The sequence below is a fragment of the bacterium genome (assembly GCA_030652805.1).
Classification (GTDB): Bacteria; JAHJDO01; JAHJDO01; order JAHJDO01; family JAHJDO01; genus JAHJDO01.
The window spans coordinates 1-12,722 of record JAUSPT010000077.1; the positions used below are offsets into that span (position 1 = coordinate 1).

The following is a 12,722-nucleotide window of genomic DNA, read 5'->3' on the forward strand; positions in this document are numbered from 1 at the left end:
CAAGGAGTTATCCACAATATGCACATAATTAACAAAAAGAAAAAGTTTGATCAAAAAGAAAAATTTACTACTACTAATCTTAACAAAATAGGACATTTCTAAATGTTTTAAAAGCGGACATTTCTAAATGTGGTTGACACATTCATTGCTTGCAAAGCCTCAAGATGTTATATTGATAGGAGATTTTTGTGATTTAAAAACCAGTTCAGGGAGGGAGAAAATGACACGCTCAACTACAATTCTTACTGTAAGGCATAAGGGAAAAGTGGCCATAGGTGGTGATGGGCAAGTTACACAAAACGAAACTATTATGAAACATAATGCAAAAAAACTACGTAGATTATATAATGATCAAGTACTGGTCGGTTTTGCAGGGGCAACAGCAGATGCTTTTACTCTGTTTGAAAGATTTGAAAAAAAGCTGGAGGAGTATAGCGGCAATCTTCAGAGGGCCGCAATTGAGCTTGCAAAAGACTGGCGCACAGATAGAGTTCTGAGGCGGCTGGAGTCTTTGCTCGTCGTTGTCAATAAGGATTATTCACTTCTTATATCTGGAACGGGAGATGTTATTGAGCCAAGTGACGGAGTATTAGCCATAGGTTCAGGAGGTCCTTATGCGCTTGCCGCAGCTAAAGCGCTGATAAAATATTCAGACCTCTCAGCATCAGAAATCGTTAAGGAAGCTATTTTAATAGCATCTTCAATATGCATATATACGAACGATCAGATAGTTGTAGAGAAACTCTAGGGAGGAAGTTTTAATGGATGCATTAACACCAAAACAAGTTGTAAAAGAGCTTGATAAATATATTATCGGACAGAGCAATGCTAAAAAGTCAGTAGCTATAGCTTTGAGAAACAGATGGCGCAGACAGAAACTGCCTTTAGAACTGCGTGATGAAGTTGCTCCAAAGAATATTATTATGATCGGACCAACAGGTATAGGAAAGACAGAAATTGCCAGACGCCTTGCGCGATTGGCTCAGGTGCCATTCCTTAAGGTTGAGGCGTCAAAATATACGGAGATTGGTTATGTTGGCAGAGACGTAGAATCTATGATAAGGGATCTGACTGATCTTGCAGTAAAAATGATAAGAGATGCTGAGAGCCGCCGCGTTGAGATCAAGGCTTCTGAGCTTGCAGAGGAAAGACTGTTAGATCTGCTCCTGCCCCCTGCAAATAACAAAACTAATGATAGAGAAAAGGAAGAGCAAATTAAAAGGACGCGGGAAAAGTTAAAAATGAGACTTACTGATGGCAAGCTTGATAATAGAATGGTTGAGCTTGAGGTAAAAAATAACATAATGCCCATGGTTGAAATCTTTTCAAGCTCCGGCATAGAAGAAATGGGAATAAATTTTCATGACATGTTTTCCAAAATGATGCCGAAACAGAGCAAGAAAAGAAAAGCAACTATTAAGGAAGCAAGACGTATCCTCACTCAGGAAGAAGCGGCAAAACTGCTTGACATGGATGAGATTATCCGCACTGCTATGTCCAAAGTAGAAAATTCCGGCATAGTATTTATAGATGAGCTTGATAAGATTGCAGGCACTAAGTCGCAATCCGGCCCTGATGTGTCAAGAGAGGGGGTACAGAGAGATATACTGCCTATTGTAGAAGGAACAACTGTTGCAACAAAATATGGAATGGTAAAGACAGACCATATTTTATTTATAGCAGCTGGCGCTTTTCATGTGAGTAAACCCTCAGACCTTATCCCTGAACTGCAGGGAAGATTTCCAATAAGGGTTGAACTCTCAAGTTTAAGCGAAGGTGATTTTGAGAAAATACTCACACAGCCTCGCAACGCATTGATTAAACAATACATAGCGCTTCTGGAAACAGAAAATGTTAAGATTGAATTTACAAAAGATGCTGTTCGTGAAATTGCCTCCATAGCATTCAAGATAAATCAGGAAACAGAGAATATAGGAGCCAGACGCCTTTATACTGTTGTGGAAAAAATGCTGGAGGATATATCCTTCAATGCGCCTGAGGAGAGTGGCAAAAAAATATCTATAAATGCAGCGTATGTAAAGAAAAAAATGGAAGGGTTTGTGGAGGATATTGACGTTACAAGGTACATTTTGTAAAAAATAATTCCCAATTCTTACTTTTTATTTAATTCTTCTAGCACAAAGGTTTTTTCCTTTCGGATAGCTTGTATTTTGATAGTGCAATAAGTGCCTGTCCATTTCCGAAAACGTTTAAGATTTTTCTTGACAAGATTCCTGCCTATTGCTATACTTATGTCAGAATTGGGGCTCAAAAACGTTTGAGGGAAAATAATGGCAGGCATAAAGGATATCGCTGAAAAAGCAGATGTATCAATCGCAACGGTATCCAAGGCGCTGGCTGGAAAAGAAGATGTTTCCAAAGCTACCCGTCGTAAGATAGTCAGGATCGCTCGTCACCTGAACTATCGGCCAAATCCAATTGCTCGGTCTTTGGTTACCAGAAAAACTAATACACTTGGACTTATTATGCCATATATAACCAATCCGGCAGCAACCGAGAGATTGCGTGGGATACAACATTCTGCTTTGGAAAGAGAATTTATGCTTATCTCATGCCTGAGCGCAAATGATGGTAAAGATTCAGAACAGAAATATTTTCAGATGCTTTGCGATAGACAGGTGGATGGAATAATTATAATGCCGATAGAAAAGAGCACTAAAGACTTTTTGTCTCATTTCTCATTTAACCTTCCGGTTGTGATAATGAGTGAATGTATTAATCACTTACCTTATGATTTTGTGGGGAATGATGACGAAGAGGGAGGGCGCTTAGCATGCGAACACCTGGTCAAAGGAGGACATAAACATATCGGATATCTTGGAAATTCTCCATCAGTTTATTCAGATATTGAAATAATCAAAGGATACAGGAATATCCTTGAAAAGTATCACATAAAAGAAAAATCAAATTTAATTACATTCGGGAATACCAATCGTGACGCATTAAGAAAGAATATTGCCGGTCTGATGTCTCTTTCTCCGCATCCTACAGCTATTATGACATGGAGCGACATGATTGCTTTTTGGGCTTTAGAGGAGCTTGAAAAATTGAATATAAATGTGCCCAGGGACATGGCACTAATCGGCTATGATAATATAGAATTGTCAGCTATGTTTCGTGTCCCTCTTACAACTGTTGCTCAATCTAATTATCAAATTGGAACTAGCGCAGCTGATTGTCTGATAGACCGTATACAAGATAAACTTACTGATCATCCGCGTAAAATAATCTTTAAACCAAGTTTAATTATCAGAGAGTCATGCGGATTAAAAAATACATTAAAGAATAGATAAAGGAAAATAATCATGCCTGGACCAGGAATGGAACTAATTGGCGAAGAAGAAAAAAAGGAACTGCTAGAAGTTATTGAATCAGGCTATCTTTTTCGTTACGGAAGTGATAATAACCCAAATTTTAAGGCAAAGGTATATTCATTGGAAACTGAATTTGCGAAATTGTCCGGGGTCAAATACGCAGTAGCAGTCAACTCAGGCACTACTGCTTTGCTCGTAGCTTTAGGCGGATTGGGAATTGGTCCGGGGGACGAGGTGATAGTTCCCGGATATACGTTTGTCGCCAGTATTTCCTCTATAATTTACGCAAGGGCGATACCAATCCTGGCAGAGATAGATGAATCATTTAATCTGGATCCGGATGATGTTCAAAGAAAGATAACTCCACGAACAAAAGCCATCATGGCGGTGCATATGCTTGGTAATCCCGCAAGATTGGATAAATTAAAGAAAATTGCTGATAAGCATAATTTAATTCTTATCGAGGATGCTGCCCAGGCAGGTGGCGCGAGTTACAAAGGAAAACCGATTGGAAGTATAGGCAATGCAGGATGCTTTAGCTTTAATATATTCAAGACTATTACTGCAGGTGATGGTGGAATGGTGATTACAGATAATGAAGAATTGTACAGGCGGTTTTTTGCGTTTCATGACCAGGGTCATAGTCCTATGAGAAAAAGCGTTGACGTTGGGAAAAGACCATTTGTCGGACTGGACTTCCGCATGACTGAATTAACAGCGGCTGTTGTTCTGGCTCAATTAAGAAAAATAGAGAAAATAATAACAACTCTTAGAAACAATAAAAGACGATTCAAAGACGGAATAACTGATATAAAAGGAGTTAAATTCAGGGACATAACAGATCCAGATGGAGAATGCGCAACTGTTATGACAATTATTCTGCCCTCAAAAGAAATAGCAGAGAAAATAGCCCATGAACTTGGAACTACAGTTATTCAAGCCTCAGGCTGGCATGTTTATTCAAATATGGAACATATATTAAATCAACGAACTATTACTAAAGAAGGGTGTCCGTTTACCTGCCCGTATTATAAAGGACCCAAACCGGATTATTATAAAGGCATGCTGCCTCGTACAGATGATTTGCTCTCAAGATCCATCAATATCGGGATAGGGGTATCAGATCCTGGGTTAGGTACTGCATTTGGAATTACTATTACAAATAATGCTTCTGAAATAGACAAAAAAGTAGAGCAGTTTAGAAGTGCAACTGAAAAACATTTGAAATAGGAGAAATCATGACATCAAAAGAGCGAATATTAGCAGTTTGGAATGGGGAAAAACCGGATCATGTGCCATTAACCACATGGTGCTTTGGTCTTCTTGCTCCACAAAATCTTCGCTGGAATAATCATGGACATGAAGTAAAATATTGGTACTCCAAACGAATGGAGCACCTGCATACCTTGCCTCAGGCGTGGGATGTAGAGGATGATTTCAAGAGAGTTCTTGCCTGGCATTCGCTGGGAGTTGATGACATTCTGGATATATCTGTGCCATGGAGCATCCATCCTGAAGTAAGCTGGAAAGATTCCAGAATAGAACCCAATAGCAGCGAGAAATATCCGGTTATGGCGCGTGAATACCAGACACCTGCGGGTTCTCTGCGCCACGCTGTTAGGGAAACAGGCGAAGATCCGGGAGCCGGCTGGGTGGTTCAGCCTGATCACGTTCCGCTCATTGAAGATTATAACATCCCGCGCGCTGTTGAGCATGCAGTAAGTTCCCATTCTGATATACCAAAAATTAAGTATCTTTTTTGTTCACCAGATAACAAGGCAAAGGAATGGTTTACGCGCCGCATCCAAAGAGTAAAAGAATTCACTGATAAACATATTGCCCCTGTGCAGGCATGGTCAGCGTTTGGAATGGATGGCGTTGTATGGCTTACCGGCACAGAGGGCGCAATCATGATGGCAATGGATGAACCAGAAGCGTTTGGAAAGCTAATTGACATCATTGCTGAAGCAGACCTGGGACGAACGGAATTAGCTGCCTCTTTTCCCGAAGTAGATATGGTAGTTCAACGCGGCTGGTATTCGTCAACGGATTTCTGGTCACCAAAGTTGTTTGACGATTTCGTTTATCCTCATATCAAAGAATTAGCGAAAACGGCTCACAAATACGGGAAGAAATTCGGTTATGTTATGACCACAGGGGTCGAGATTCTTGGGTCCCGTCTGGCAGAGGCAGGCGTAGATGTTCTTTATTTTGCCGATCCAATACAAGATGGAATATCTCTTGAGAAAGCGCGTGAACTTTCTGAGAGAGGTATGACATTAGTGGGTGGAACTAATTCTCTTTCACTGGTGTCTGGCGATAGCAACAGAATCCACAATGAAGTGCGTCAGGCCATTGACATTCTCGGTGCGACAAATCGTTTTATTCTCCATCCTGTAGACGCGCTATTCCCTGATACACCATGGGAGGGCATAGAACAAATGATCGAAGCATGGAGGAAATACAGATGAACACAAATAAGTTTAAAGTTGGTATTATTGGGATGGGGTTTATTGGCAAGATTCATTTAGAGGAATTATCTCGGGTAGAAGGAATTGAAGTTCTGGCTATAGCGGATTCTAACATAGAACTGGTTAAGAATATTGGAGAAAGATTTGGAATTAAGAAAATTTATTCTGATTGGGAAGAACTTGTTAACGACAAAGACATAGAAGTAGTACATAACTGTACACCTAACAATCTTCATTTTGAAGTCAATCAGAAAGTTATAGAAAGCGGAAAAGAGATATTCTCAGAAAAGCCCCTGGCTTTAAGTTCAGAAGAGTCCGGAATTTTAGTTGAAAAAGCCAGAGAAAAGGGAACTATTACAGGAATAAATTTCTGTTACCGGTATTATCCAGTTATCCAAGAAGCTGCGTACAGGATAAAGTCTGGAGAAATAGGCAACGTTCACACGGTTCTAGGACATTATCTTCAGGATTGGCTGCTTTATTCTACTGATTACAGCTGGAGGCTTGATCCCAAGTTTTCGGGTCGTTCGAATGTTATGGGTGATCTGGGAAGCCATTGGTGCGATCTGGTTCAATTTATAACAGGCAGTCGGATTAAAGAGGTTATGGCAGAGTTAAGAACAGTTATTCCTAAAAGACAGAGGCCAAAAGATAAATCAGCTTTGACTTTTTCAGACCGGATTTCCCAGAATTCTGAAGAGGTGGATATAACCCTTGATGATTACGGGGCATTAATGCTCCGTTTTGAAAATAATGCAAGAGGCACCTTTACTACTGCTCAGGTGTGCGCTGGTAGAAAGTGTAATATAGATATTCAAGTATATGGTACGGAAAAATCCCTGGCATGGAATCATGAACGACCCAGCGAACTCTGGATGGGTAAGAGAAATGAGGCAAATGAAATATTCTTTGAATCTCCCCTGCTTCAGCATAAATCGACCCAGCATTATGCAACCCTGCCATCCGGACATCCAATGGGATATCGGGATGCAGTGCTTAATTTGTTCAGGGATTATTACAATACCATTAAAGATAAGCGAGAAGGGAATAAAGCCATCTCAAATCATCCGGATTTTATAGCAGGACATAATGAGATGTTGGTATTGGAAGCAGCTTTAGAATCAGTTGAGCAAAGAACATGGACAGAAGTTAAATATAACGACTTTTAAATCAGGGAGGGATAGATATGTCGGATAAACAAAAAATGAAGTATCGATTTTCATTTGGTCCTTGGAATATTCATGAGGGAGCGGATCCATTTGGTCCTGCAGTACGAGATAGTTTCAGCTTCGATGAAAAATTAAATATGTATAAAAAACTCGGTTTTGACGGTATTCAATTCCATGACGACGACGCTGTTCCGGACATGAACAAGCTCAAGTCTCAGCAAATCATAGCTAAAGCAAAAAAACTCTCTCAGAAATTGGAAAATGCAGGTTTAATTCCTGAATTTGTCGCGCCCAGATTATGGGAAGATCCAAGGACGATTGACGGCGCGTATACATCAAACGATTCTGCGTGCAGGAAATATGCAATTGAACGAAGTAAACGAGCTATTGACATTGCCAATACGATTGGAACAGACTTAATCGTGCTCTGGCTTGCCAGGGAAGGAACATACATTCGCGAGGCAAAAGACAGTAGAAATGCCGTGCAGAGACTTGTTGAAGCTATGAACGTGATGCTTGAATACGACCCAAAAATCCGTATTGCGATTGAACCGAAGCCGAATGAACCGATGGATCACGCATATATCCCCACAACCGGTCATGCGCTGGCGCTTGCTCAGCTTAGTGTTGCGCCGGAAAGAATTGGCGTTAATATTGAGAGCGCTCATGCAATTCTTGCAGGTCTGGATCCGTCTGATGAAATGGGATTTGCTCTTTCCTTTAATAAGTTGTGGACTGTGCACCTGAATGATCAGAATGGAATGAAGTTTGATGAGGATAAGACATTTGGTTCTGTAGATTTAAGAAGGGCTTTCAATCAGGTTAGAGTATTGGAAGACGCTGGCTATGGAAGAAACGGGGAGTTCATTGGTCTTGACGTAAAGGCAATGAGAACACAGAAAAAGGAAGTATCTACAAAGCATCTTCTTAACAGCAGGAGAATTTTTGAAGCGCTGCTGGATATTGTAAGAAGTTGTGACAAAAACTACATTCAGAAACTTATTGAAAAAAGGGATTATGAAGAATTAGACTTTTACATTATGCAGAGGTTCTGTGAAATATGAGAGAGGGAAGAGGGTGAAAAATAATACTGTTAAGCCAAAAGCGGGTGTTTTCATGTTATCTTCTGAATGGTTCTGGAATGATGGAGGAATCCAGAACCTATTTCCTGATTTACCAAAAAAGCTTGAGAAAGATGTAAAAAAAATAACAAGCAAACTGTCCGCTAACTTAGATATTATTCATGCAGGATTAATTACATCTAAAAAACAAATTGATGCATTAGCCAGAAAAGTTATGGATAATAACGTGGATTTAATTCTTATTGTCTGTGTTACATGGTGCGATGACAGTCTATTGTTTGCTGTATTAGATGCTATTCCGGAGCAGATTCCTGTCCTTATGTGGTGTTATGTTCCCAGTAAGAAACTGCCTGAAGATATATCCAGCGGCGAGTTGATAAGACGTTCAGGACCTGTTGGAGCGCTGCAGTTCAGCGGACCGATGAGAAGAATGAAAAGGAAATTTCAATTTGTTATTGGCTCTCCTGATGATAAAGACACAATAAAGGATATTAAAGAGTGGTCAGAAACATTGAAGCTGACAAGATTGCTCAAAAATTCAACAATTGGAGTTCTTCCATATCGTTGTGGATACATGACAGGAACCTATACTGACGAATTCAGGCTGATGAACGAAATCGGACCTAAACTAAAATATATCTCTGTAGCTGAGTACGCATCTGTCGTAGATAGTATAAAGGATGCAGAAGTAAAGCAGTATATATCTATGTTAAAGGGTAAATATAAGGTCATTGATGTAAGTGAGAAGAGTTTACATCGGGCTTCAAAGGTGTCATTGGGGTTGGCAAAATTAGCAATTAACTATAATCTTAATGGAGTAGCTATTGATGACTTATCAGATGAGCTCCATAATGTATTGCGGCTCAGGCCGTGTCTTTTTACAGAAGATCTTTTTAACAGAGTAGTTGTTACAATGGAAGCAGACATATCAGCATGTGTTGCTATGTTAATCCTTAAGCATTTGGCGAAGCAGTCCCCCATGTTTACTGAGTTCTTTACATTCGATTTAGAGAAAAATATCGTGCTTGCAGGCCATGCTGGTATTCATGATGTTAGATTGGCAGATAAACAAAAGAATGTCAGAATAGTTCCTGACTATGAATATGCAGGCGCAAAGGAACTGGAAGGTGCGTGGATGGAATTTTCCGCCAAATCAGGAAAGTTAACAATAGTTTCTCTGGTAGACGCAAAAGATAAATTTCAGATGATAGTTACAACCGGCAGGTCTCAACCAGGGACATTTTATTTAAAAGGATATCCGCACATGAATATAAAACTGGACACATCCATTAAAGATTTTTATGCTATTTGTACCAGAGCAGGTATAACCCAACATTTTGCTGTAGCATATGGAGACCATATAAGCCAGCTCAGGAAATTAGCAGAAGTTCTGGATTTAGGATTTTGTGTTTGTTTAGGATTTAGAGTTTAGAATTTATGATTTGATGTATAGAAGAGGTGTTATGAAAGATATTCTTAGTAAACGAGAAAGAGTGGAAAGAACCCTGAATTTTCTGCCAGTGGATAGGGTGGCTATCCATGAGCAGGTAAGTCACAATCCAGTAGTCATTTCCTTATATACCGGCAAAAAAATAGAAAGTTTTAACTATACCATTGAGGATATATGCGTGGTAATCGGAAAAACATTGGATGTCTGTTTTCCTCCTGTTGCTCCCCGGGGAATAAAGAAGACCGTGACCGAAGATGGTTTTACTATGCAGTATGATAACTGGACTAGTTGGTGTATTAAACGTCCTTTCCACGATACCAAAGGTCTTAAGGAATATTACCTTAAAAATATTGAGAAGATGAAAAATTCTGGGTTTGATCAGGAAGAAGAACGAGAAAAATATGAAAAGAAATTTCTTGAATTACAGAAAATGATTGGAGATGACACCGTAATAATAGATTATTCCTACGTAGGGTTAGAACCCTGCTGGACAAAAGCGGGAATAGATCTATTTACTTACCTCTACTACGATGAACCAGAAATTATTAGCGAATGGCTTACCGTTTTTGTGGAAAATGAGATTAAAAGGGTTCATGCTATCGCCGATAAAAATCTTTCTCCTGTTATCTTAGCAGTTAGTGACCTGGCTAGCAAAATAGGACCAATATTTTCTCCTGAATTTCTGAGAAAGGAACATTTCCCTCATCTAAAGAGATTAGTAGAAACCTGGCACAGCCACGGATTTAAAGTAATTTATCATAGTGACGGCAACTACAAAATTCTTATTGATGATTTTTTAAGATGCGAAGTGGATGGATTTTACTGTCTTGAGCCTGCCTGTGGAATGGATATTATTGAATTGAAGAAAAAATATCCGAAAGTAGTATGGGCAGGGGGATTAGATGGCGTTGATTTGATGGAAAGGGGTACGCCTGAAAATGTAAGGAGGGAAGTAAGAAGACAGATTGAAGAGACAGATGCCTTAAATACCGGAGGTCTTTTTTTAGGCACGTCCAGTGAGATTAACCCGCCTATAAAGGTAGAAAATTATCAGGCGATGATAGAGGAAGCGAGGTCAATATCTAGAGATTTTTAATTTTGTGTTTGTTTAGGATTTATGATTTATTTAATGTCCAAATCAGAGAGGAGGTGATTAAAAATGCTAGATAAAATAAGAAAGACATGGGGAAGGGCTGCATTTACGCTTATTGAACTTTTGGTCGTGATAGCAATCATTGCCCTGCTTGCATCAATGCTTCTGCCAGCATTAGCAAAGGCAAGAGAAATGGCAAGAAGGATAAAATGTGTGAGCAATTTGAAACAGTGCGGTCTGGCCGTTTTAATGTATGCAGATGATTATGATGGTTGGGCTCCTAAAGCTCGAGGTTGGGAAGCGCCTGACCTTATGTGGGGAGAAACTCTTGCTGTTAATGGCTATATTCCGTTGCATTCGGATGTCTTGGTTTGCCCCAGTTTTTACCCGAAGAAATTTGTAAACTATGGTTACACATACGGGATGAACCACGATATGAACAGACTAGATTCTACAACGAACCCCCCGCATTGGGCACGGATACTTGTGGTAAATGCAGCCAGTCAAACCTGGTTTTTGGGTGATAGCATATACCCCGTCAGTAACCCGCCATTCCAATACTGCCGCATAGGTTGGGAACACGGATGCAATCAGTATATGCATCTCAGGCATAGCGGAAGAGTCAACCTCTGGTTTCTTGATGGTAGCGTAAGAAGTCTGGGAGCTTCTGAACTGAAGGAAATCAAACCAGTTGTTAGAAGCTATTGCGATGAAGATGGAGTATCACATACTTTATAACTTAACCGGGGATAAGTATGAAGTAAGCAGGCTGAATGTGGTGAAATACCGGAATTAAATTTTGACAGTCAATAAAGGAGATAGGTAATTATGAAAAAACTGAATATGTTGGTTTTGGGATACGTGTCTATAATAGCGGTTTTGTCGGGTATGGCTAATACGGCGAGCGGGGAAAAGCTTATGAATGCAAATCCTAACAGAGAAGTCACGGCTTTTAAGACAACCGCAGAGGTCGTAGTGGACGGTCGGTTAGAGGAAAAAGCCTGGCTGGATGCCCGGGAATATCACCTGACCCATTCCTTGTCAGGGGAAAAGCCTGCCGTTGATACCATTTTTAAGGTTCTTTACGATGAAAATGCAATCTACTTTGGAGCAATTTGTGAAGAACCAAGCATGAATAATTTAAAGGCAAAGTGTGAAAAGCGGGATGCAGGGGTTTGGGGTGACGACTGCGTAGAAATTTTCATAGACCCCTCAGGCGACGGCAGGGGATATTATCACTTTATTATTAATGCACTCGGTACAATCTATGATGCCCGCAATACCGGCAGCATTGAGCGCGATGCAACCTGGAACGCGGAGGGCATTCAGTCTGCGGGTTTTAAAGGAGAAACCTTCTGGAGCATTGAAATACGGCTTCCTTTTTGTAATTTTATTTCTCTCCGGACAGATGTATCAGATTCCACGTGGCGTTTTAATATTGCGCGGGAATATAAGGGCGGCGAGCCGTCTTTATTAACATATTTTCCCCTATCTGATTTTTCGGATAGTAAGAGTTACGGCCTATTACATGGTCTTGACGTGGACTATGCGAGGTTTCGCTGGCAGATTGGCGGGTTGAAACTTGTCAGCGTTAACCCCACCAAGGAAGGTTATCAGGCTCAATTAACCGTGAACGTGGAAAATCAGACCGGCCGGTTTTGTGCTTTTGGCTTGCGGGGTATAGCAATATTGCCAGGCGGGAAACAGCAGTCTTTTATTATTACGGACATGTTTGGCGGTGATGCCGGGCAGGTGCAGACCCTGCCATTTGACTGTCAAATTGAACAGGGCGGAGATCTAAAATTGCGCATCTTACTGGAGGACGTTCGCTCACACAAAATTGTTGCCTGGAATGAGTCTGTAGTTCCGGTTGACACTTCACCGCTGACCTTAAAAATCAAGCACCCATTTTATCGTTCGGCTATCTATGCTACGATGGATGTGAAGGAAGTTATCTTAGAGTTATCCGCTCTCTATCAGCCTGGATTCAAACCGGACGACCGTCTTATAATCTCACTGCGGGAGGGGTCCAGCAAGGTAATATCACAGGCGGAAGTTAATAACCCGCAGAAGTTCATCGGCGAGCACTCCCTGAGTGTCCCCGCACTGGCCCCCGGTGATT

The 12,722-nt window shown here is 40.6% G+C and carries 11 protein-coding genes; all 11 read left to right on the top strand.

What is annotated here, in order from left to right; all coding sequences use genetic code 11:
• Positions 1 to 220: 220 nt before the first annotated feature.
• Positions 221 to 748, top strand: coding sequence for an ATP-dependent protease subunit HslV (gene hslV, locus Q7J67_07945; protein MDO9465210.1), 528 nt, complete (start codon positions 221 to 223; stop codon positions 746 to 748).
• A gap of 13 nt (positions 749 to 761) precedes the next feature.
• Complete coding sequence (gene hslU / locus Q7J67_07950; protein MDO9465211.1) at positions 762 to 2,096, top strand: ATP-dependent protease ATPase subunit HslU; 1,335 nt, start codon at positions 762 to 764, stop codon at positions 2,094 to 2,096.
• A 195-nt stretch (positions 2,097 to 2,291) separates the two neighbouring features.
• A complete protein-coding gene (locus Q7J67_07955; GenBank protein ID MDO9465212.1) occupies positions 2,292 to 3,314 on the top strand; it encodes a LacI family DNA-binding transcriptional regulator in 1,023 nt (340 codons plus the stop codon).
• Positions 3,315 to 3,326: 12 nt separating this feature from the next.
• On the top strand, positions 3,327 to 4,565 hold the full coding sequence (locus Q7J67_07960; protein ID MDO9465213.1) for a DegT/DnrJ/EryC1/StrS family aminotransferase: 1,239 nt from the start codon (positions 3,327 to 3,329) through the stop codon (positions 4,563 to 4,565).
• Between the two features lie 8 nt (positions 4,566 to 4,573).
• Positions 4,574 to 5,806, top strand: coding sequence for a uroporphyrinogen decarboxylase family protein (locus tag Q7J67_07965; GenBank protein ID MDO9465214.1), 1,233 nt, complete (start codon positions 4,574 to 4,576; stop codon positions 5,804 to 5,806).
• Complete coding sequence (locus tag Q7J67_07970; protein MDO9465215.1) at positions 5,803 to 6,975, top strand: Gfo/Idh/MocA family oxidoreductase; 1,173 nt, start codon at positions 5,803 to 5,805, stop codon at positions 6,973 to 6,975. Before Q7J67_07965 ends, Q7J67_07970 begins: the two co-directional genes overlap by 4 nt.
• Positions 6,976 to 6,992: 17 nt before the next feature.
• Positions 6,993 to 8,039, top strand: coding sequence for a TIM barrel protein (locus tag Q7J67_07975; protein ID MDO9465216.1), 1,047 nt, complete (start codon positions 6,993 to 6,995; stop codon positions 8,037 to 8,039).
• Positions 8,040 to 8,052: 13 nt separating this feature from the next.
• Positions 8,053 to 9,489, top strand: a complete 1,437-nt coding sequence (locus Q7J67_07980) for a hypothetical protein (protein ID MDO9465217.1) — start codon at positions 8,053 to 8,055, stop codon at positions 9,487 to 9,489.
• Between the two features lie 31 nt (positions 9,490 to 9,520).
• The gene (locus Q7J67_07985) at positions 9,521 to 10,603 is read left to right on the top strand and encodes a uroporphyrinogen decarboxylase family protein (protein MDO9465218.1); all 1,083 of its coding nucleotides are present in this window, start codon (positions 9,521 to 9,523) and stop codon (positions 10,601 to 10,603) included.
• Positions 10,604 to 10,666: 63 nt separating this feature from the next.
• On the top strand, positions 10,667 to 11,338 hold the full coding sequence (locus Q7J67_07990; GenBank protein ID MDO9465219.1) for a prepilin-type N-terminal cleavage/methylation domain-containing protein: 672 nt from the start codon (positions 10,667 to 10,669) through the stop codon (positions 11,336 to 11,338).
• A gap of 90 nt (positions 11,339 to 11,428) precedes the next feature.
• The coding region (locus Q7J67_07995) for a carbohydrate-binding family 9-like protein (GenBank protein ID MDO9465220.1) at positions 11,429 to 12,722 on the top strand (1,294 nt) is incomplete at its 3' end.